Origin of the sequence: Sphingobium sp. B7D2B (assembly GCF_025961895.1) — a bacterium.
GTDB lineage: Bacteria > Pseudomonadota > Alphaproteobacteria > Sphingomonadales > Sphingomonadaceae > Sphingobium.
On the sequence record NZ_JAOQOM010000001.1, the window covers coordinates 1,375,838 to 1,396,434 of the forward strand.

Annotated in this window: 18 protein-coding genes and 1 tRNA gene; 8 read left to right on the plus strand and 11 right to left on the minus strand. The window is 63.5% G+C overall.

Annotated elements, in window-relative coordinates:
- The first annotated feature begins 62 nt into the window (after window positions 1–62).
- Window positions 63–875: a TauD/TfdA dioxygenase family protein gene (locus tag M2341_RS06235; RefSeq protein ID WP_181559148.1), complete on the plus strand. Its 813-nt coding sequence runs from the start codon at window positions 63–65 to the stop codon at window positions 873–875.
- Window positions 875–2,191 carry a serine hydrolase domain-containing protein gene (locus M2341_RS06240; protein WP_264584623.1) on the plus strand — a complete coding sequence of 439 codons (1,317 nt, stop codon included), beginning with the start codon at window positions 875–877 and terminating at the stop codon, window positions 2,189–2,191. Before M2341_RS06235 ends, M2341_RS06240 begins: the two co-directional genes overlap by 1 nt.
- Here the strand turns inward: M2341_RS06240 and M2341_RS06245 are convergent.
- From M2341_RS06245 to M2341_RS06275, 7 genes are all read right to left on the minus strand, one after another.
- Window positions 2,181–4,526 carry an acetamidase/formamidase family protein gene (locus M2341_RS06245; RefSeq protein ID WP_264584624.1) on the minus strand — a complete coding sequence of 782 codons (2,346 nt, stop codon included), beginning with the start codon at window positions 4,524–4,526 and terminating at the stop codon, window positions 2,181–2,183. The two genes, M2341_RS06240 and M2341_RS06245, sit on opposite strands and share 11 nt — an antisense overlap.
- Before the next feature lie 99 nt (window positions 4,527–4,625).
- Entirely contained in the window at window positions 4,626–6,026 is a 1,401-nt protein-coding gene (locus tag M2341_RS06250; RefSeq protein ID WP_264584625.1) for a peptidase M20, read from the minus strand.
- A gap of 1 nt (window position 6,027) precedes the next feature.
- Window positions 6,028–7,263 (minus strand): CynX/NimT family MFS transporter, encoded by a 1,236-nt coding sequence (locus M2341_RS06255; protein ID WP_181559151.1) that lies wholly within the window; start codon window positions 7,261–7,263, stop codon window positions 6,028–6,030.
- A gap of 104 nt (window positions 7,264–7,367) precedes the next feature.
- Window positions 7,368–8,657, minus strand: a complete 1,290-nt coding sequence (locus M2341_RS06260) for an MFS transporter (RefSeq protein ID WP_264584626.1) — start codon at window positions 8,655–8,657, stop codon at window positions 7,368–7,370.
- Complete coding sequence (locus tag M2341_RS06265) at window positions 8,654–9,310, minus strand: cysteine hydrolase family protein (RefSeq protein WP_264584627.1); 657 nt, start codon at window positions 9,308–9,310, stop codon at window positions 8,654–8,656. Before M2341_RS06265 ends, M2341_RS06260 begins: the two co-directional genes overlap by 4 nt.
- Window positions 9,303–10,358, minus strand: coding sequence for an LLM class flavin-dependent oxidoreductase (locus M2341_RS06270; protein WP_264569833.1), 1,056 nt, complete (start codon window positions 10,356–10,358; stop codon window positions 9,303–9,305). The genes M2341_RS06265 and M2341_RS06270 overlap by 8 nt, the downstream gene beginning before the upstream one ends.
- 138 nt (window positions 10,359–10,496) lie before the next feature.
- Window positions 10,497–11,435, minus strand: coding sequence for a ribokinase (locus M2341_RS06275; protein WP_264584628.1), 939 nt, complete (start codon window positions 11,433–11,435; stop codon window positions 10,497–10,499).
- A 168-nt stretch (window positions 11,436–11,603) separates the two neighbouring features.
- Between M2341_RS06275 and M2341_RS06280 the strand changes: the two genes are divergently transcribed.
- The 3 genes from M2341_RS06280 to M2341_RS06290 are packed head-to-tail and all read left to right on the plus strand — an operon-like array spanning window position 11,604 to window position 13,730.
- Complete coding sequence (locus M2341_RS06280) at window positions 11,604–12,458, plus strand: oxidoreductase (protein ID WP_264584629.1); 855 nt, start codon at window positions 11,604–11,606, stop codon at window positions 12,456–12,458.
- A complete protein-coding gene (locus tag M2341_RS06285) occupies window positions 12,451–13,110 on the plus strand; it encodes a cysteine hydrolase family protein (RefSeq protein WP_264584630.1) in 660 nt (219 codons plus the stop codon). Before M2341_RS06280 ends, M2341_RS06285 begins: the two co-directional genes overlap by 8 nt.
- A 20-nt stretch (window positions 13,111–13,130) precedes the next feature.
- Window positions 13,131–13,730 (plus strand): nitroreductase family protein, encoded by a 600-nt coding sequence (locus M2341_RS06290; protein WP_264584631.1) that lies wholly within the window; start codon window positions 13,131–13,133, stop codon window positions 13,728–13,730.
- Between the two features lie 82 nt (window positions 13,731–13,812).
- Here the strand turns inward: M2341_RS06290 and M2341_RS06295 are convergent, their stop codons facing one another.
- The gene (locus M2341_RS06295) at window positions 13,813–14,898 is read right to left on the minus strand and encodes a TauD/TfdA family dioxygenase (protein WP_264584632.1); all 1,086 of its coding nucleotides are present in this window, start codon (window positions 14,896–14,898) and stop codon (window positions 13,813–13,815) included.
- Between the two features lie 386 nt (window positions 14,899–15,284).
- Here M2341_RS06295 and M2341_RS06300 point away from each other — a divergent pair, with 386 nt between their 5' ends.
- Window positions 15,285–17,672, plus strand: coding sequence for a TonB-dependent receptor (locus M2341_RS06300; protein ID WP_264584633.1), 2,388 nt, complete (start codon window positions 15,285–15,287; stop codon window positions 17,670–17,672).
- 367 nt (window positions 17,673–18,039) lie between these two features.
- Here M2341_RS06300 and M2341_RS06305 read toward each other — a convergent pair whose 3' ends face one another.
- Both M2341_RS06305 and M2341_RS06310 read right to left on the minus strand, forming a co-directional pair.
- Window positions 18,040–18,771 carry an HD domain-containing protein gene (locus M2341_RS06305; protein ID WP_264569840.1) on the minus strand — a complete coding sequence of 244 codons (732 nt, stop codon included), beginning with the start codon at window positions 18,769–18,771 and terminating at the stop codon, window positions 18,040–18,042.
- A gap of 138 nt (window positions 18,772–18,909) precedes the next feature.
- Complete coding sequence (locus M2341_RS06310; protein ID WP_264584634.1) at window positions 18,910–19,407, minus strand: Lrp/AsnC family transcriptional regulator; 498 nt, start codon at window positions 19,405–19,407, stop codon at window positions 18,910–18,912.
- Between the two features lie 337 nt (window positions 19,408–19,744).
- Here M2341_RS06310 and M2341_RS06315 point away from each other — a divergent pair, with 337 nt between their 5' ends.
- Together M2341_RS06315 and M2341_RS06320 are read left to right on the plus strand one after the other, a co-directional pair.
- Window positions 19,745–19,951, plus strand: a complete 207-nt coding sequence (locus M2341_RS06315) for a cold-shock protein (protein ID WP_181559162.1) — start codon at window positions 19,745–19,747, stop codon at window positions 19,949–19,951.
- 167 nt (window positions 19,952–20,118) lie between these two features.
- Window positions 20,119–20,292, plus strand: coding sequence for a hypothetical protein (locus M2341_RS06320; protein ID WP_181559163.1), 174 nt, complete (start codon window positions 20,119–20,121; stop codon window positions 20,290–20,292).
- 120 nt (window positions 20,293–20,412) lie between these two features.
- On the opposite strand, the gene M2341_RS06325 is transcribed toward M2341_RS06320, so the two are convergent.
- Window positions 20,413–20,489, minus strand: a tRNA-Pro gene (locus M2341_RS06325).
- Window positions 20,490–20,597 lie beyond the last annotated feature (108 nt).

Genomic DNA, 20,597 nt, shown 5'->3' on the forward strand with positions numbered 1-20,597 from the left:
CGCTGGCGCATGATCGCGCAGCCCACATGCCAAGGGTCACGTTCCAGTCGAGGTTGTTCGCCATGTCCTATGATGTTCTTGATATCCGCCCCGTCACCCGGCGGATCGGTGCCGAAGTGTTCGGGGTCGATCTGAACGCCCCGCTCGGCAACAAGGTCGTCAGCGAGCTGCATGACGCGCTGATGGAGCATCAGGTACTGTTCTTCCGCGACCAGAATCTGGAGCATGACAATCACAAGCGCCTCGGCCGCTATTTCGGCGAGCTGGCGCTGCACAGCGGGGTTTCCGGCCTTGCCGAGCATCCCGAGATCGTGGCGATCCATGCGGATGCGAACAGCAAGTTCATCGCCGGCGAGGACTGGCATTCGGACCTGAGCGAAGATGCCGAACCGCCGATGGGCAGCATCCTCTACATGCACACCGTGCCACCCACGGGCGGCGATACGCTGTGGTCGAGCATGTATGCCGCTTATGATGCGCTGTCGCCGGCCATGCAGGCTTTTCTGGAACCGCTCACGGCGGTCCATGATTCCAACCACATCTATCGCGAGCTGTTCCCGGATGTGGATAAGGTCTACCCGCGCAACACGCACCCTGTCGTCCGCACCCATCCGGTGACCAAGCGCAAATGCCTGTTCATCAGCAAGTCGAAGACGATCAAGATCAACGGTCTCTCCGCGGAGGAAGGGGATGCGGTGCTGCGCTTCCTCACCGAGCATGTGAAGAATCCCAATTTCCAGGTCCGCTTCCGCTGGCAGCCGCATTCGGTCGCCTTCTGGGACAATCGCTGCACTCAGCATTTCGCGACCTGGGATTATTTCCCGGAAACGCGCTCGGGCTATCGGGTGACGATCGCAGGCGACCGGCCGTACTGATGCGGGCCGCCGCCCGACTGGCGGCTGGTGCGCTGGCCTGTCTCTGGCTGACGGCCACGCCGCTCGCGGCCAGGGCCGGTGCTACAGCAGAGGCCGTCGCGCCGACCGATGCACTGGCCGCCCTGCGTGCGGGGCTGCAGGCCATGGTCGACGCGCGAGAGCTGCCCAATGCGCAAGCCGTGATCGTCAAGGACGGGCGGGAGCGGCTTCGCGTTTCGACCGGTAAGCTGGATCTGGAAGCCGACCGTGCACTGCCCGCCGATGCGATCTTCCGGCTCTATTCGATGACCAAGCCGATCACGAGCGTCGCGGTGATGATGCTGGTGGAAGAAGGCAAGATCGCCATCGATGCGCCGCTCAGCCGCTACATGCCGGAATTCGCAAATCTGCGGGTCTACAAGAGCGGCAGCCTCGATGCGATGGTGACCGAGCCGCTGAACCGCCCGGTGACCGTCGGCGATCTGCTGACCCATAGCAGCGGGGTAACTTACAATTTCACCGGCAACGGCCCGGTGCAGCAATATTATCGCCGCCATGGGGTGATGCGCGCTGGCGGGGTCGGGCAGAATGCTGATGATGCGCCGCCAGCGAGAACGATGGACGAGCTGATCGCGCGCCTCGCCAAGGCCCCGCTGCTGCATCAGCCCGGCGCGCGCTTCTCTTATGGCAATTCCACCGGCATTCTGGGCGCGCTGATCGAGCGGGTCACGGGGCAGGGCCTCGATGCGTTCTTGCAAGCCCGCATTTTCGATCCGCTCGAGATGACCGACACGCGCTTCGTGGTGGACGATGCGCGCGCCACACGGCTCGTCACCAATTATGCGGCGGTGGACGGCGGCCTGCAGGCTATCGAGCCGGCGGCGACGTCCGAATATCGCGATCCCGCCCGGCCGTTCGACGGCGGCGGGGCGCTGGCCGGCACACTGCATGATTATCTGAACTTCGCGCAGATGCTGGCCAATCGGGGGGCATGGCACGGCAAGCGCCTCCTCCGGCCCGAGACAGTGGACCAGATGTTCCAGCCCCGGCTGGAGACTGGCGGGCAGCCGCACGAGAATGTCCTGTTCGGCTATGGCCTGGGCCTCGGCGATGCGGTCAGCGAGCAGCGCGGCGGGATGCCGGCCGGCGCCGGCGGCTGGTCGGGGTCCGCCAACAGCTATTTCTTCGTCCATCCCGGCCGAAATCTGGTCGCCATCGTGATGACCAATGTGCTGGTCGGCCCCGCCTTGGTGGATCGCACGATCAGATTGCGGGGCCTCGTTGATCAGGCAGCGCTGGCCGTGCTTGCCGAGCGGGAGCCAGCGATCAGGCGGTAAACAGTTCCTTGCGAATGATCGCGTGGACGCCCCAATTGCCATTGGCGACCTGCGAGATACCGAAATCCACCCCGACCGATAGAAGCGAGATGGTTTCGTCTTCCGAGAGGTCCTTGGTGGTCATCAGGAACCGCCGCGCCTTGCGGAACGCGTCGCGCATGGCGGCATCGATGGATGCGCGCTTGTAGACTTCGCTCTGCGCATCCTCGCCCAGTTCCTTCAGATAATCGGGATGGCTGAAGCCCATGATGACCCATTCGGTCTCGGTTTCGATCATGGGGTAATCGAGGTCGCGCAGCTTGCCGGTCAGCTCGCCGGCTGGGTGGCGGATCACTTGAATGAGCGCGGTCATCGAGCATTCGATGGCGGTGCCGCATAGTTCGGAATCGCCCTGCGAGGCATGCGGGTCGCCAAGCGAGAGCAGTCCGCCCGAGACCTGCACGGGCAGGAACACGCTCGATCCCGGACCGGTCCGCCAATTGTCCATATTGCCGCCAAAGGCGCTGGGCGGAATGGTATCGACCGGCTCGGCCTGGGCCGGCGCCAGCGCGATCACACCGAAATGGGGGCGGATCGGGATTTCGACATTCTGGAGGATGTCGTAATTGCGCTCGATCGTCTCGGGATCGACCGGCACGCCCGGATAATCATAACGCTCGTGGACGGTGCCCGAGGGGTCGGTCTGCGGTGTCCAGTGATAGGAGTAGACCGCATGCGCGGTCGGTCGCCGTTCGCCGCCGGATTCAACCTCGTAGATGGTGATCACTTCGCGGTTCTTAGGCTCGGTGAGCAGATCGTTATAGTGGAAGCCCCAGAAGGTCGCGGCATTGCTGCCGAAGGACTTGCCCTGAAAGCGGGGATTGCCGCTGCGGCGCGGCTCCAGGCTGAGGATGCGCACCTCAATGATGTCGCCCGGCTCCGCGCCCTGAATGGCGATCGGCCCGGTGCAGATGTGCACGCCAAAGCCCTCGCCGGGGCCGCGTCCGAACTCGCTGGCACTCATCGGGCCAGCGCCGCGCCGTTCGATGGCCCGGCCCGTCTCGTCCCAGCGATAGACGCTCTCCGCGCCATGATCGCCCTCGACCATGCGTTCGGGATCGTCATTGGCGTGGTGGGTCAGCGTCTCCACCGTCACGAAGTCGCCCGAGCGCACCATCAGCGCCGGTTTGATAGCCGAGCTGAAATACCCCCAATGGACCGTGCGCGGGCTGACCGGCAGATGATGATGCCGCACCGTGCCTTCATCGCCAATCGCCGGGATGACATTGGCCTCGGCGCCGTCCGCGTCCGCCTCGCCGATCTCCAACTCCTCGACCGGCGCGACGGCGGCTTCGTCGCTGACCGCCCGCTTGGCGGTCGAACGGCCGCGCCGCAGGGTGTCGGGGCCGTGGTCGGCCTCGTCCACGGCCGGCATCTTGCGATAGTCGCGTGGGGAAATGCCATATTGCTCGCGGAAGGCGCGGCTGAACGAGGCGGAATCGTTGAAGCCCCACTGGAACAGGATGTCCGAGATCGATTTCTGGACGTGGAGCGGGCTGCGCAGGTCGAGCCGGCAGCGCTCCAGCCGCCGCACCTTCACATAATGGCCAAAGCTGTCGTCTATGGATTCGAACAGCTTCTGCAAATAGCGCGGCGAGATACCATGTTCGGCGGCAACCTGCTGGTAATTCAAATTGGGGTCCGAGAGGCGCATCTCGATGGTTTGGAAGATCCGCTCCAGCAGCGCGGCGCGCATCCCCGCGGCGCCCCCGAGCGCGCGGGCCGGCGCATCGTTGAGCAGGCTGGCCAGCAGAAACTCGGGCAGGGCCAGTTCGACGGGACGTAGTTCTTCGTCCGTCACGTCATTGCCCATGTCCGCCAGCGAGCGCAGCACGGTGGAGAGCAGGCGGGCAGGGCCGCTGTCGGCGGAAAGGTGCCGGGGCTTTTCGGGTAGCAGGGCCTTGAGGCGCTGATCGAGCGCGCGCGGCGGAATCTTGAGCAACAGCACGCGGTGATCGCCGGTGAACTGCAGCGACATCGGCATTTCGCTGCGCGCGCAGACCATGTGACCATCATCGAGGGTGAAGCTGGTGGTGGCGTTGCGCGCCACGCTTGGCGCATCGAGCGTCACGGCCAGCCAGAAGCAGCCCGGCTCGTCGCGAAAATCAACGGTATATTCCTGAGCGGTGGCCAGCAGGCGCACAAACACGATGCCGTTGCTGCTGGTGAACTGGATGAGCTCGCCGTAGAGCGTGGCCTCGTCGGCCGCTTCCAGCGTGATCGAAACGCGCTTGAGCGCAAAGCTCCATGCGCTGAGTCGCTGCTCCTTGGGGTAGGCATTTGTAGTCGAGCGCAACGGCGGTTCTCTATGTTTTGGTGCGCCTCTCCCGGGTCTTTATGCCCGCCAAGATGCGCGCCTGAGAGAGCCCGGTCAATCCATCACGCGGCGGCTGTTTCAGAATGGGTCATCCCTGCCCCCGTAAACAGATGAAATCGCAGCAGAATTCGGCGACTGCTCTGAGCGTCCGCATACCGCCAGCATGGTCAGTGCATAGATGAGGGCGCTGGAGTGCAGATCCTCAGGCGTCGGGCGCCAGCGTGGCATGCCGGTCGTGATGGCCGGAATGCCCTGCATGTTGAACACATTATGGTCGCGCCACATGCTGGAATAGACCGGATGCGCGCGCTCCACTGGCGCCTGCCGAGCGAGGCGCGTAGCGGCATCCACCGCGCCGGCGAGCGGGGCGACTTCGTCCGCATCGGCGACAAATCCATGGCGTACCACCATCGGCTCGACATCGAAGCTGTCCAGATCGAGCGTGCGCATGGCCGCGACGATCTGGTGATAGGCCTGCGCCGACTTTTGCCCGGGTGCGAGGCACACTTCCACATAGACGGCGCACACTTCGGTGCCCGCGCCATAATCGGTCGGCGCACCGGCGCGCACGGAAGCGATCTGCGTCTTGGGGAGGGAGAGGCCACCCGCCGTCTCGAACACGCCCTGGGCTTCCCACTGCCGGCCCCACTGGTGCAGCGCGTCGATCACCGGGCCGAGCTTGTAGATGGGGTTGAGGTGCTGGGCGACGGTCTCCGGCGTTTCCAGGATCGGCGTGAACATGCCGGTGCCGAAGACGCGCACGCGGAAGAGGGCATAGCCGCAGCCCTGCCAGGTCAGGCCGAAATCCGTGCCTTCGGCGGCAATGGCATAATCGGGCGCGACGCCGCCATGGTGGAACAGATAATGCGCGCCAATATCCTTGCCGAGATAGTCGATGCCGGAGAATTCCTCGATCGGTTCGGGGCCGATCTCGCCGGGGCAGGCGGTGAGCCAGGTTTTGCCGGCAAGGCCGATGCCTGCCTTCTTGAGCGCCTTGGCCGCCATCAGGAAACAGGCCATCGGCCCACGATCGTTGGAGATGGGGAAGCCGCGCAGGCGTCCATCCTCATCGAGCCAGCACTGCGTCCATTCCGGATCGCGCATCGTCGTCTCGCGATAGCGAAACTTGTCCTGCGAGAGGTCGCCGCTCGGGCTTTCCGTATCCAGATGGGCGGTGAAGAGCAGGTTGGCGCCCGTACCCAAGCCGCCATACTCGCCGATGATGTTGGGTCGCTCAGGTGTGGCGCCGGCGCGGCGGGGCTGGAAGCCTTCGCGATCCATCCAGTCATAGACATATTGCGCGGCGGCGGCTTCCTCACGTGAGCGGCTCGGAATGTTGCCGAGTTCAAGGGCGAGGGTGACCAACTCATCGGAATCGATGGCGGCGGCGAGAGCGTCCTTCTCGGCTTCGGTCACCTGATAGGGAGCCGTGGCGGGATTGGCGAACATCGGAGCGGGTTTGGGCTGGGCTTGGGTCATGTCATGCTGCCAAGGCGGGCTCGGCATCCTCCGCTGTGTCTTGTTGGGGAAGCTCCGGCGTGCGGAGCAAGAGCAAGGCTCCGACGAAGATGAAGCCGAGCAGGGCGCAGCCGAGGAATACAAGCGAGAACCCGCCCGTTTCGTCACGAATGACGCCGCCCAGCGCCGGGCCGATGGCGGCTGCAGTCGAGATCAGGCTCATCGTGGAATAGAGCTCCAGATTGGCGCGCTTGCCGAACAGGTTGAGCATCAACATCGCCGTGCTGACATAGCTGAAGCCGAAGCCGACACCCAGACCGATCACGGCCAGCGAGACGACGAACAGATTGCCGCCGATCATCAGCGCCAGCACGCCGAGCGAGGTGGAGGTGATGGAGAGCAAGGTGAGCTCGCGCGCGCCGATTTTCTCGCCCGCCATGCCGGCGATCATCGATCCGGCGGCGCTGACGAGGGCAATGCCGCTCATCACGGTGGCGGCCGCACCCATGGTCAGGCCGGTCTCGGTCAGATGCTTCACCGCAAAGCCGTGGACGGTGGTGTTGATCAGCAGGAATGAGGTGTAGACGCCGACCACGATGTAATATTGCGCGGTGCGCATCGCGGCCCGTGCCGTCCAGCCGTCCGTGGCCATGGCTTTCCGGGGCTTGGGCGCAACCTCGGCATCACCGGGCCGGTCGCTGGTGACGAGGGCGGCGAACATCGAGAGCAGCACGGCGGCAATGGCGGCCGTCCACCAGTAATGGCGCCACTCGCCGGTGATCGCCTGCGTGGAAAACGCGATCAGCGGCCCGACAACCGCGCCCATGCCGCCCGCGGTGAAGTACACGCCCATGGCGGTCGAGCGCTTCTCGAAGGAGTGGGAAATGACGTTCACGCCGCCCGTGGTCCCGCACATCGAGAAGCCGACGCCGGCAAACGCCGTGCCGATGAAGTAGACCATCGCCGTTCTGGTGACGGCCAGGCAGGTGAAGCCGATGAGGAGAAGCGCGCCGCCGATCATCATCGTGCGGGAAACGCCGAGGCGCCGGATCGAGATAGCGGGTGCAAGACTGGACAAGCCGCAGGCCACGCCCAGGAAGGTGAAGCCAAGGCCGGCGACGGCCCAGGGCCAGCCCATCTCCTCCACCATATAGGGAAGCACGACGCCAAGCCCGTTGAAGGTGAAGGCGTTGAGCATGAAAAACAGCAGGCAGAACGCCGTCAGCGCCAGGTATTTTTTCCGTCCTTCATAGGTCATGCAGCGACTCGCCTATCTGGAGTAAGTGCCTGGAAGATGCCGGTTTGGGTGTGCCGGTGTCTTGACGTGGGGCGTCCTCTCGCTTGGCGAGCCGCCGTCCCGTCTCATTCGGCGGGAGCAGACGATCCGGTGCTGGCGGCGTAGGGCGGAAGCAGAAAAAGCAGCAGGCTGCCAATGGCCATCACGCCGACGGCGACGACCACCGCAGCGCGGTAATGGCCGATCATGTCGTAGCTCAGGTCCATCAGCACCGGCGTGATGCCCTGCGCGCCGATGACGGCCGAATACATGACGCCAATGATGACGCCAAAGCTGCGCAGCCCGAAATATTGGGCGATGAAGTAAGGCAGCGCGCCGAACTGGGCGCCGAGCGCAATGCCAAGGCACAGGCCGGCAACCGGCAGCAGGGCGCCGAAGGGTGAGAATTCGAGCAGCAGCAGGCCGAGGATGGCCAGCGCATACATCGGCACGACCACGCGCGGGCCGCGGCTCTTGTCGAGCACGCGTCCGGTGAAAATCTGCCAGAGCGAGCCAGTGAGCGCGAAGATGCTGACGATGGCGGTGCCGGTGCCTAGGCCATAGCCGCGATCCGCCAGAATGGGCACGACATGGCTGAGCACGGCGATCATGGTGCCGCCACCGGCTGCGATGGCGACCAGCATCAGCCAGAAGGGCGCGGTGCCGATGGCCTCACGCAAGGTCATGCCGTCCACGATGGGGGAGGCTGTCTCCGATGGGTTGCTCGGCGCTGCCGGGCGCGGTGCATCGCGCAGCAGGAAGAAAAAGATCGGAAAGCCGACGCAAAGGATCAATGCGCCAATACCCAGATAGCCCGCGCGCCAGCCGGCTGTGGAGACGATCAGCGCGGTCATGATCGGCACGCAGACCGAACCAATGCCGTTGCCGAGCCCTGCGCTCACGCCAAGCGCGGTGCCCCGATTGGTGTCGAACCATTCCGCCACCAGGCGCGAGAAGACCGAGGTAGCGGGCAGCGAGCCGAACAGGCTGATCGCCAGAAAGTTGAGGTAGAACAGCATGAGGTTGCCGTTCGTGAGCGCAAGGCAGGCGACCGAAGCGGCGAACAGCACATTGCCCAACAGCACCATGTTGCGGGTGCCATGCCGATCGGCATAGCGACCGGCGAGCGGATAGATGCAGGCGCTCACGACGGCGAGGATCGCCAGCACCATCGAAATGCTGGACCGCGCCCAGCCGAATTCCTGAGAGAGGGGCACGAGGAAGGTGCCGAAAACTGCATGAACCGTGGCGGTCTTGCCGAGCGCATTGCCTGCCGTGGCAGCGATCAGAACGCCGGTCCTGCTTTTGTTCAGTGCGGGCGCTTCGCTGAGAGGGCCGTTCGCGGCGTCGAGGGCGATCGCCGGCTGCGCGGTCATTGCGCCCAGGCCGTTTTGGCGGCTTGCGTGGTGACCATAAGGGCGCAGTTCTTGCTGAGCACCTTGAGCGTCGCTTCATGCAGGCCAGGCTCATAGGCGGCAGTGGCGTCCGAAACGACGAACACATTGAAATTGCGGTGGAAGGCCGAGCGGGCTGCGGCGTCAACGCAGCAGTCAGTGCTCAGGCCCGTAATCAGCAACGTGTCGATACCGCGCTCGGTGAGCTGGGCCTCAAAGTCGGTGCCGTGGAAGCAATCGTAGAGAACCTTCTCGACCTCGATATCGCCCGGCTCGGGCAAGAGCCGATAATAGTCAGCACCATAGCCCTTGCGACAGATGACCTGTCCGCCGGGTTCGCCGCGACGCGTGTAGAAGGTCTTGAGCGCCTCGGAATCGGTTTCGGGCGTCGTCACCACCCGCACGAAGGCGAGCGTGACGCCAGCGGCACGCGCCGCGGCGACCAGCTCCTCGGCCTTGTCGATGGCAGCATGGGGTGCGGAGAGATCCACCCCATGCTGCCCGAGCAGGCCCTCGGGGGCGGCCCAGTCGTTCTGGATATCCACCAGCACGAGCGCGGTGCGCTCGGGCGCGATCATCCCCGCCAGATCGCTGGCGGCGACGTGGGGAATGTCCACGAGCGCCGCGTCAGGCATGGACCGGAACCTTGCCGGGGAAGCGCTCGCGCAGCACCGGGAGGACACGCTCGCCGAAGATCGGGATGTCCTTCATGTAATCCGGGAAGATCAGCATCAGCCCGTCCGTGCCGGAAACCTCGAAGAGTTCGGTGAGCTTCTCGACCACCGTCTCGGGCGTGCCGATGACATGGGGGGTCATGAAGCCGGCCCGGCTCTTGCGAGTGAAGTCGTTTTCCTTGCCGATCTCGCTGTCGAGGAAGCCGTAGGCGCGCATCATGCCGTGCAGCGCGCCTTCGTCGAAGCCGTCGCGGATGGATTGCGCAAAGGCTTCCGCTTCCGCATCGGTTTCGCCAAACACGGGCGTCATCATCGAATAGGTGCGGATCGGCTTGCCGATGTCGGCAGCGACGGCCTTGGCCTTCTCGCTGGCGGTCTTGAGTTCTTCCGGCGTCCCGCCGGAGAGGAAGATCGCATCCACCTCGTCAGCCGAAAAGCGCATGCCCTTACCGGAGGTGCCGGCGCAGACGAGGAAGGGGCGGGTGGAGGGTGTCGGCAGCGAGCGACAATCCTCCAGCGAGAAATATTTGCCTTCCTTCGTGACGGTTTCGCCGGTCCACAGCGCCTTGATCGCCTGGATCCATTCATAAGCGAGGTCATAGCGCTCATCATGGTTCACATCGTCACGCCACGCGCCCATCTGCGCGAATTCATCCTTATAGGAGCCGGTGACGATGTTGAGGCCGGCGCGGCCCCCGCTGATCTGGTCCAGCGTGGCGACCATCTTGGCGACAACGCCTGGATTCTGCAGGAGCGTGTGAACCGTGCCCCACACCTTCACCCGGCTGGTCGCTTCCGCCACGCCGGCAATGGTGAGGTAGGAATCGAGCTGATAGTCCCAATGCTCGGTCTCGCCGCCGAAGCCCCGATACTTGGCCATCGCCATCGCAAAATCCAGCCCGTGCTTTTCCGTCAGCACCGCCGCATCGCGGCAGTAGCTGTAGGACGCATCGATGTGCGGCTTGTTTTTCGACAGGATCCATCCGCCGTTGGCGATGGGAAGGAACACGCCCAAATCCTTTCCTCCTGTGTCGGAGGGTAACCCGAAGGGCGTCGGCGTAATCTCGCTCATAATCTCAATCCCGTGACCTTATTGGCACGCCCACCTTATCGCGCCGACCGATCCGTTCTTGATCATTCGCGCATATTATATTGGTCGGCCCTCGTTCGGATGGGCGGCGATGAAGGCTTCCACGTCGCTCCGCAGTGGCATGGCGGGCACGGCGCCGGGCTTTTGCGTGCACAGGGCGGCCGCGGCATTGGCGAAGATCAGCAGCGCCTCGTCCGTTGGCCGAGTGTCTCCGGCGCGATCGAGCATGGCGCACAGCGCGCCGACAAAGCAGTCGCCAGCGCCCACGGCGTCGCGCGGCACGACCGGAAAGGCCGGCACATGCACCGCGTTGCCTGCCCGCACCGCCACCGCGCCGGATGCGCCGAGCGTGACGATGACGAGCTGATCGTCCCGGCTGATCAACGTTCGCGCGGCCAGCGCGGCTTGCGGCGTCGCGCGCTCTTCATGCTGCCCGAGATAGACGGCCAGTTCATGCTGGTTGACGATCAGCACATCCGTCGAGGCGAACAGGCGTTTGGCTTCCAGAACTGCAGGGGCCGCATTGAGGACTCGTACCGCCTGTTTTCCCGGTGATGCGGCGAAGAATGCCGCGACGGTTTCGACTGGTACTTCCAGCTGAGCCACGCGGATATCGGCGTCTGCCACGGTATCGACCATGGCGGGCGCCAAGGCGGCGTTGGCGCCGGACGCCACGATGATCTGGTTCTCGCCGGAACTGTCGACGGTGATGTAGGCTGTGCCGGTCGCCGCTCCTTCGACAGCGATCACTGCGCGCGTGTCGACCCCGGCGGCGGCGAGCTGCTCTGTCATCCAGACGCCGGAATCGTCTTCGCCGACCGCACCGATCATGCGCGTCTGCGCCCCTGCGCGCGCTGCGGCGACGGCCTGATTCGCGCCCTTGCCGCCGGGCAGACGCTCGGACTGCAAGGCAAGCACCGTTTCGCCGGGCCGGGGGAGGGCATCCACCGACTGGATCAGGTCCACATTGATCGATCCTGCTACCACCAACGCCATGCCGGCCTCCTTCTATACTGCCTCGCTCCCAACCATGATCGGCGCCCCGTCACAATGCGCCGCGCGCCGGCGTGCGCTCCCTGACAACAATTGCGGTCTGCCTTGCAAAGCGCTGCGCCGCCACGGGCGTACACAGGGCGCAGCAACTCTCAACAAGGTAGATGACGCATGGTGAACTGGCTGATCACAGGAATTGGCGGCGGCCTCGGCGAAGCGCTGGCCCAGGCCGCGCTCGACAGGGGCGACCAGGTTTTCGGCACGTCGCGCAGTGTCGAGGCGTGCGCCCGTTTCGCCGCGCTGGCGCCGGGGCGCTCCTTTGCGCACGGCCTCGATTTCGGCGATCCGGCCGCGCCGGCCGCGCTCGTGGCGCTCGCAGAGGAGACCATGGGCAGTGTCGACCGGCTGGTGAATAATGCCGGATACGGGCTGATCGGTGCCGTCGAGGAAATCACGCTGGATGACGCGCGCGCGCTGTTCGACATCAACCTCTTCGGTGCGATCGCGATGATCCAGTCGGTGCTGCCGGCGATGCGCGCACGGAAGGCGGGGCATATCGTCAACATCACCTCCGTCAGTGGCCTGGCGCCCTGGGCGGGTACGTCCATCTACGGGGCGAGCAAATATGCGCTGGAGTGCATCGGGCAGACGCTGGCGCAGGAGGTCGCGCCGCTCGGCATCAAGGTGACCAATGTCGCGCCGGGCGGCCTGCGCACCAATTTCGCGGGCGGATCGCTGCGTCTCGCTGACCGGATGATCGCCGATTATGAGGGCTCGGCCCATTTCGCCCGCCAGTCGCTCAAGGAGGGCGTCGGCAAGGAGAAGGGCGATCCGGTCCGCGCCGCTGCCGCAATCCTCGCCGCGCTAGACGCACCGCAGCCGCCCATGCACCTGTTGCTGGGCGCGGATGCGCTGCATTATGCCGAAGGGCAGACCGATCTGCTGCGCGCAGAGATGGAGCGTTGGAAGGACTATTCCCTCTCCATCGCCTACCCGGCCGAGGAGATGGCAAGCGCCGATGCATGACAGCCGCCTGCCGGCCTGGGCAATCGAGCGCGGACGCTATCTGAACAGCTTTTCAGCGATCGTGCCGAAGCGGACTGCGCTGGTCGTGATCGACATGCAGACGGCGTTCCTGGCGCCAGGCGCGGTGTTCGGCAATCCGTACGGGATGGACATCATCCCGGCGGTCAACCAGCTCGCCATAGCGATGCGGGCCGCCGGCTGCCCGATCCTCTGGACCCGGCAGAGCGTCTCGGACGAGCCGCCACTCGCCATGGCGCCCTGGCAATATGATCGGGCCGATCCCCATGTGCAGGCCGCCATGGAGGCCTTGACGCCTGGGCATTCGGCGCATGGCTTGCATCCGGACATGGCGGTGGAGACGGGCGATGTAGTGCTCGATAAATATCGCTATAGCGCTTTCGCCTGTCCTGCTGGCCAGCTTAAGGCGCAGCTGCGCGAGCGGGGGATCGAGATGCTGGTCATCGCCGGAACGCTGACCAATGTCTGCTGTGAAAGTACCGCGCGCGATGCCTATATGCGCGGCTACAAGGTCATTGCGGCGCTGGACGCGATGGCCGCCGTGACGGATGAGGAGCATGAGGCGGCGCTGCTTAACCTGCGCCTCAATTTCGCGGACGTGCGTGAGAGCACGTCCATCATCAACATGCTGTAAAGCAAGGAAGACGCTGACATATGACTGACGCTGGCTCGAGGACGACCCACCACGAGATCGATGACATCTTTACCCGCCGCTGGTCTCCGCGCGCCTTTGATGGCAGCGCGGTGGCGGAAAGCGAGTTGCTGCGGTTGTTCGAAGCCGCGCGCTGGGCGCCGTCGGCGTTCAACGCGCAGCCCTGGCGGTTCCTGTACGCCGTGCGCGACGGGGCGGACTGGACGCGGTTCCTCGATCTGCTGATTCCGTTCAACCGGAGCTGGGCGGAAAGCGCCGGCGCGCTGATCATCATCCTCTCCGACACGCAGATGCGCAACCCGGACGGCACGCCGAAATCCACCTCGCACAGCCATTCCTTCGATGCCGGCGCGGCATGGGGTATGCTCGCTATGCAGGCCACCCTCAGCGGACTTTACACGCATGGCATGACCGGGGTCGATTTCGACAAGGTTCGCACCGAATTGAGCGTGCCGGAAGACTTCCGCATCGAGGCGGCCATTGCGGTGGGGCGCATTGGCGATGCGTCGACTTTGCCCGAAGGCCTGCGCGAGCGCGAGCAGCCCTCTGACCGCAAGCCCGTGGCCGATTTCGCCTTTGCAGGGGGCTTTCCCGCGGCCTGATCGTCCCGTCTCTCGGCAATAAAAGACCCCGGAAAGCACTGCCTTCCGGGGTTTTTTCATGTTTGCGGGAGAAGCAGGCAGGTCAGGACAGCAGCCTGGGGACGGAAATCGCGCCGACGGTGAATCGTGCGTCCGGATGCTCCTCACCGCCATCGCGCGGCTTCTCGCGGTGCTGCACGACGCCGTTCTTGCCGAAATTCTCGACCACGGGCCGTCCGGAATCCCGGTGCAGCCACAGGCGAAGCAGGTGGCGGCGGCGCTGCGGTTCAGGGAAATCGTTGAACGATGTGCGCGCGTGCAGCGCGGCATAGTTGGAGAGCCACTGGATGTCGCCGGGGCGGAAATCCATCTCGATGGCCATGCCCGGCTCATAGGTGATGTCGTCGAACAGCTTGAGCACTTCGATCTGCTCGGGCGTCAGGCGCGGCGCTTCGGGATAGTCCTGCGCGGTGAGGATATAGAGCGACCCGGCGTACATGCTGAACACGCCCTCTTCCATGCTGATGATGGGCGAGGTGTAGGTGTTGGCGGGCGCATTATGGTCCTGCCGCCGCCAGTCCCAATGGAACGGCTCGAGCAGCAGGGGCGCCAGGTCGGGCCGGCGGGTGAGGATCTCATTGTAGATCTGCGCACCCGAGACGAGGCAGGATGCGCCGCCTTCCTTGGCCGGACGCAGGCACATCAGCGCCACGATATCCGAGCTGTCCGAGTGGTAGACGAGCTTGTCCCGCACCTTGGAGGAGAGGGCGGTGGGATCGTCCATCGTCTTGTCGGAGGTCGCATAGACATGGTCGATCAGGTCGCCCATTTCGTTCTGGCGGATGGGGTCGCCCATGTGCAGGCCCAGAATATAGTAGATCGCCGCCGAGAGCGCGTCCGAGTAGAGATGGGTGCGCAGGCCGCGCACCAGCACGAAGCCCCGGCCGTAATCGACATCGCGACCCCATTCGGCGGCAGCGTCGGCGCAGGCAACCAGCGGATAATCCTGCTTGGAGACGAAACGCAGGTCAGGATTGGCTTCTACGAACCGCGTGCCCAGCGTTTCCAGTTCCGCAACCTGATCCTCCGAGAGCCGGTAGATCCAATCCTGAGACTGGGACAGCGTATCGCCGCGCCAGGCGGCGTCGGTCCGTACCGGTTCCAGGGCTATGGTCGTCGTTGTGGACATGGTCAGCGCGGCTCCTCTTGCAAGGCCATTATCGTCGTCTGGGTCTGATCCTGCCTGACTAAAGCGTCCCTTTCTTCCCGTCTTGGCAGCACATGCAAAATTAGTGTCCGGTGCGCGAATCAAACGCGTGCCTGGGCGCATCGCGGGCATTCGCGCCGACCAGCCGGTGGTGATGCTTCTTATATAGGGCGCGCAGGTCGAGCGCCCGCCCGGGCTGTGTTGCAATGCAGCATGGCGCATTTGCATCAACAAGTTCTGCGCCCCGCCTCAAGATTAAGTTCCCCAAAACTGGCTCAATGCAGGCTCAGCGGCACTCAGGGAAAACCGGGGCCGGAACAATCGTCGGAGAGGAGCCGCGAGGTCAGGCCGAGAAGGGGACCGCGACAATGAGCGACAGACTGGGAAAGACATACGGATATTTCATGGCGGGTGCGGCGATGGCCGCGTTGATGACCAGCGCGGGTTTCGCGCAGGAAGCGCCTGCGGACAGCGCGAGCGCACATGATGGTGACGAGATCGTCATCACCGCCTCCAAGGTGGATGTAAGCCTGCAGCGCGCCAACCTCTCGGTGTCCGCCGTGACGGCAGAGACGCTGAGCATGGCCAACGTCACGGACGTGACCGGCCTGAACGGCTCGGTACCCGGGCTTGTGGTCGCCAAGAGCGGCGGCGCCGAGCGCATCATCACCATCCGCGGCATCGGCTCGGAAACGCCGGAGAACACGAACACTCAGCCGGGCGTCTCTTACCATGTCGATGGCGTCTACATCTTCAACTCCATCGCTGCCAATGCGGCGTTTATCGACGTGGCCCAGGTCGAGGTGCTGCGCGGCCCGCAGGGCACGACCTTCGGTCAGGGCTCGACGGGCGGCACGATCAACGTCGTGTCCCGCCAGCCTGTGCTGGGCGAATCCAGCGCGAACGGCGAGATCGGTATCGGCAACTACAATATGCTGAAGATGAACGCCGGCGTGAACGTGCCGCTGGGCGATACGCTCGCCCTGCGCGTCGCCGGGCAGCACCAGAAGCATGACGGTTATGCCGTGGCGACCGATGTCGTGGGCTTCGGCCAATATGAACTGGATGACGCCAATGAGACCGGCTGGAAGGCGGCCCTGCTCTGGGAGCCGACTGACAGCATCTCCGTCAGCCTGAACACCATTCAGTACCGCAGCAATACCCATGGCACGGCGCAGAAGAACGTGTTCGATCCTGAGCCCGATCCACGGCGCCTCACGCAGGATTATCCCGGTCGGTCGGTGGTGAACACAGAGCTTTACTACGGTGTGGTTGCTTTCGATGCCGGCTTCGCGACGGTGAAGTCGATCACCAGCTACCAGAAGGTCCACAGCGAGCAGAGCTGGGATGCGGACGGCCTGACGGCCGACCTCTTCGAGGCACTGACCTACAGCCCGCTTACCTTCGGCGGCACCCGCTACGACCACGTGGCCATGTGGGAGAGCAACACCAAGAGCTGGACGCAGGAGTTCAACATCTCCTCCACGCACGAGGGGCCGTTCCAGTGGATCGCTGGTGCGGTGTATCTGCAGTCGACCAACGACCAGTATATTCTCGAATATCGCGGCAGTGACGACAATCTCGTTCCGCCCGTCCTGCCGGTTACCACACCCTATAACGACCCGCTGGTCGGCAATCTCACTTATGCGGAGCTCTCGTCGATCAAGCGTGAAGCTTGGGCGGCCTATGTGCAGGGCACATACGACTTCTCATCGCAGTTCAGCCTCACGGCAGGCATCCGTTACAACAGCGACAAATATAGCGGTCAGGGAGCCAGCAACAGCGACACCGCAAGCTACACGTCCGGCGCCTTTCTCCAGCCGACCCCCACGGACGGCCTGAGCACGACGGAATGGACAGGCAAGGTGGCGCTGGACTTCAAGATCACGCCGGAAAATCTGCTCTACGCCAGCTTCACCCGTGGCTTCAAACCGGGCGGCATCAACAGTTCGGCTGCAGGAGGCAACAGCTCCTCGTCGCTGGGCTTTGCGACCGGCATTCAACCGACCTACAAGCCCGAGACGGTGAATTCGTTCGAGATCGGTTCCAAGAACCGCTTCTTCAACAATGCTCTGACCTTCAACGCCTCCGCTTTCTATTATGACTACAGCAACATGCAGTTCCTCGACGAGGATGCGATCCTGTATGGCGAAGGTACGGCCAACGCCCCCGGCGCGCATATCTACGGACTGGAGCTGGAAGGGGCATGGGCGGTCACCAGCAAGCTGAAGATCGACGGATCCGCCTCCTTCCTGCGCGGCAAGTTCGACGAGGATTATCTCGCCCTCGATCCGGTGAAGGCCGACGAAGCGCAGACGGCGGCGGGCTATCCCGACTGGCTGTTCTGGAGCAACTTCTACCCCGCCGTGCTGGCGCGTGAAGCGGCTCGCGAGAATATCAACGGCAACCGGGTGCCCAAGCTGCCCAAGTTCCAGGGCTCGATTGCGGTCACCTACACCGATCAGCTCGGGGCCGGCGAACTTACGGCGCGGGCGCAATATCTCTATCGCGGCCAGTTCTTCTATCGTGTGTTCAACGACGATTTCTACGACAAGACGCCGTCCTACGACACCGTCAACCTGTTCGTGAAATATGCGCTGGACGATGCGCCGGTGTACTTCAGCGCTTCGGTTACCAATGTGTTCGATACGACCGGCGTGAACTCGCGCTTCTCCGACCCTTACGGCAGCTCGCAAGGATTCGAGACGTACATCGCGCCCCGGCAGGCGATCTTCTCGGTCGGCTTCAACTTCTGATCACCACTGGCACTGCCTTATAAGGGCAGGCTGACACAGCGGCGCTCTTCTTCTCGGGGAAGGGCGCCGCTCCTGTTTGGCGGTGTGCGCTGTGGCTAGGTGGGATTAGGCGGGCGTCATTCCGGACCTTCACTTTCTCCCCTTGAGGGAGAAGGATACGGAGCCTTGCCGCCGATAGGCGGCTAGGCGCAGTTGGATGAGGGGTGGCGGATCGTTGATCCGCGCGATCCAGCGGATCGCTGACCCCTCTCCCAGCTTCGACTAAGGCAGCACGCTGCCAAGTCTGCGCATCCCTCTCCCTCAAGGGGAGAGGGTTTAACAATGTCGGCTTTCCCCTCCCATGCCACCTAGCCGCTCTGCGCACCGATCATAGGAAGTTGTTCGGCCAGATCATCGTGCGCCACATGTGCGCGGTGGGTGAGCGATCGAAGCCCAGGCCTTCTTCTGGCTCCCGGAAGTGCCGCCCGATGATGTCGGTAAACTCTTCGGGATCGATCGGCGGAGACTGGTCGAAGAAGTAATAATCGTAGATCGTGACTAGCCGCGAGCTCATGTACCATTTGTGGTTGCGGGCATATTCGGCATCGCGCTGGATATATTCGGGCGGAACATAGTCCGGCCCGAAGAAGCGATCATAGCTCTCCGGATATTCATATCCCACCGACTCATCCGCGAAATAGCGGAGCGGCTGGTGATATTGCACGGCCCAGGCGATCTCCTCGGAGACATAAGGCGCAATCATCTGCGCGCCCCAATAGCCGTGGTCGGCGCGCACGAAGCAGCCATTGGAGATGTCGTGCAGCAAGCAGGCAAGGACGATCTTCTCTTCCTGCCCATCATCCAGCGCGCGCTTGGCGCTGGTCAGCAGATGGCGGATGGCAATATCGTTGAAGCGATATTTGAAGAAATCCATCAGCTTGGGCTGTTTCGGCATGCGCGGCAGCGCGGGGTTGTCGCCCATCATGAAGACGTGATTCTCGTCCATCTGCCGGATGAGGTCCGGCTCCGGGTCAGGCATGCCGGTGCCGATCCTGCCCACCGGGGCAGGCACGATCATGCGGGTGCGGCCTTCCTGGGGCCAGGGATGGTCATCGCACATCAGGTCTCTCCATATTCAATCGCGGTAGCGCTCATAAGGAACGATTATCACCTTTATGCGGGCCTGAATGATCTAAATGCACCGAAATTTTCAGATTATAGGGTGAATATGGGCAAACGGAGCACTGGACGCGGTCGATTACGCCACATTGAGCGGCAGCCCCGGACTGTCCTTGACGACGTCCAGCGCAAAGGTGGTGCGCATGTCGCGCACGCCCGGCAGTTTGAGGAGCACGCGCTGGGCCAGTTCGGCATAGGCATCCATATCCGGCGCCAGCACTTTCAACAGGAAATCGAACTGCCCGGCCGTAATGACGCAACTCACGATCGCCGGCTCGTTCAGCACGGCCTCCTTGAACTGTTCGATGATGGAGGAGCCAGAGGAGCCCTTGGCAGCGCCGCTGGGCGTCTGGGGCACCTTCACCTCTACGTAGGCAAGGATGCCAAGGCCCACCCGCTTGCGATCGACGATCGCTGTATAGCCGGTGATGACGCCCTCTTCCTCCAACCGCCGGACATGGCGCAGGCACGGGCTGGGCGACATGCCGACGCGCTCCGCGAGGGCCAGATTGGTGATGCGGCCGTCCTGCTGCAGTTCGTGGAGAAGCTTCAGGTCGGTGCGGGAAAGATCCGTCATGCGCTGGTGCCGTTCGCTCGCGATGATGAGTGGTCGCCCGACCTATCATCGCTTCGCTGGCGTGAACATGGCTGGCATGAGGTGGCCGCGCTCGATTGGCCAAGTCGAGTTGACGCTCCGCGCGGTTTGAGCGGAAATATGACGATAAAATAGCCAAAGTTACCAAGCAAAAATGCCAAAATATTGACTTTTCGGGCAATCGGCACCATCTAATATCCGCTAACGTCGCACCTCGACGGATTTTGATGCCATTGCAGCGGATTCTTCCTTTGATACTTCGGCCAGCGCCACCGGAGCACGCGTTTCGGTGGGTTTCTTATGTAAAAGGAATGATCTCATGCCCATTGGCACAGTCAAATTCTTCAACGCCGACAAAGGCTATGGCTTTATCGCACCCGACGATGGCGGTGAAGACAGCTTCGTCCATATCAGCGCGGTCGAGCAAGCCGGTATGCACACGCTCGACAAGAATCAGCGCGTGAAGTTCGAGATCACGACCGACCAGCGCGGTCGGGCCTCGGCAACGCAGCTCGAAGAGGCCTGAGCAGCACGCTCTCCCTGGCTGGCTCGTCCGGTCGGGGGTTTGCCTCGCAAGGATTTCTCGCAAGGATTTCTGGGCGGGGCAGGGGAGACGGTAAAGCGCCAGTCTTCCCATCAGAGTTCACGCTGGGGCCGCCGCGGCCCCGGTGCACAGTCGGCAAGGAGCGTGCAATGTCAGCGACCAGTGATTTCTATCTCGCCCGCGCGGCGGAAAGTGCCGATGCTGCCAGCAAGGCCGACCTGGCCAATGTCCGCGAGCGCTGCCTGCGCGCAGAAGCCGCCTGGCAGCAGATGGCGGACCGACTTATCGAGATCGAACGCAAGAAGCGTCAGGCCGCCGCTTAAGCGGATCGGACTTCTCTATCAGAACGGCGTGGCTTTCGGGTCACGCCGTTTTTCGTGCTGATTTTCGCGATGTGATTGTGTCCCTCGCCCGATTAATCTCAGGCCGACGGCGAAATTAAATGGTCGGGGAGAGAGGATTCGAACCTCCGGCCCCTGCCTCCCGAAGACAGTGCTCTACCAGGCTGAGCTACTCCCCGACCGGGCCGACGCTTGAAGCGCCGGCAAGACAGGCGCTGCCCTATAGTCAGGGGTTTGCGTGCTGGCAAGCGCTGCATCGAGAAATCGTCAAACAGCGCGGTAACCCT

Excerpts from the sequence above, each read along its gene's own strand:
- M2341_RS06235 (WP_181559148.1), top strand. The coding sequence starts at position 63 with ATGTCCTATGATGTTCTTGATATCCGCCCCGTCACCCGGCGGATCGGT.
- M2341_RS06240 (WP_264584623.1), top strand. The coding sequence starts at position 875 with ATGCGGGCCGCCGCCCGACTGGCGGCTGGTGCGCTGGCCTGTCTCTGG.
- M2341_RS06250 (WP_264584625.1), bottom strand. The coding sequence starts at position 6,026 with ATGACCCAAGCCCAGCCCAAACCCGCTCCGATGTTCGCCAATCCCGCC.
- M2341_RS06255 (WP_181559151.1), bottom strand. The coding sequence starts at position 7,263 with ATGACCTATGAAGGACGGAAAAAATACCTGGCGCTGACGGCGTTCTGC.
- M2341_RS06260 (WP_264584626.1), bottom strand. The coding sequence starts at position 8,657 with ATGACCGCGCAGCCGGCGATCGCCCTCGACGCCGCGAACGGCCCTCTC.
- M2341_RS06265 (WP_264584627.1), bottom strand. The coding sequence starts at position 9,310 with ATGCCTGACGCGGCGCTCGTGGACATTCCCCACGTCGCCGCCAGCGAT.
- M2341_RS06275 (WP_264584628.1), bottom strand. The coding sequence starts at position 11,435 with ATGGCGTTGGTGGTAGCAGGATCGATCAATGTGGACCTGATCCAGTCG.
- M2341_RS06280 (WP_264584629.1), top strand. The coding sequence starts at position 11,604 with ATGGTGAACTGGCTGATCACAGGAATTGGCGGCGGCCTCGGCGAAGCG.
- M2341_RS06285 (WP_264584630.1), top strand. The coding sequence starts at position 12,451 with ATGCATGACAGCCGCCTGCCGGCCTGGGCAATCGAGCGCGGACGCTAT.
- M2341_RS06290 (WP_264584631.1), top strand. The coding sequence starts at position 13,131 with ATGACTGACGCTGGCTCGAGGACGACCCACCACGAGATCGATGACATC.
- M2341_RS06295 (WP_264584632.1), bottom strand. The coding sequence starts at position 14,898 with ATGTCCACAACGACGACCATAGCCCTGGAACCGGTACGGACCGACGCC.
- M2341_RS06300 (WP_264584633.1), top strand. The coding sequence starts at position 15,285 with ATGAGCGACAGACTGGGAAAGACATACGGATATTTCATGGCGGGTGCG.
- M2341_RS06305 (WP_264569840.1), bottom strand. The coding sequence starts at position 18,771 with ATGTGCGATGACCATCCCTGGCCCCAGGAAGGCCGCACCCGCATGATC.
- M2341_RS06310 (WP_264584634.1), bottom strand. The coding sequence starts at position 19,407 with ATGACGGATCTTTCCCGCACCGACCTGAAGCTTCTCCACGAACTGCAG.
- M2341_RS06315 (WP_181559162.1), top strand. The coding sequence starts at position 19,745 with ATGCCCATTGGCACAGTCAAATTCTTCAACGCCGACAAAGGCTATGGC.
- M2341_RS06320 (WP_181559163.1), top strand. The coding sequence starts at position 20,119 with ATGTCAGCGACCAGTGATTTCTATCTCGCCCGCGCGGCGGAAAGTGCC.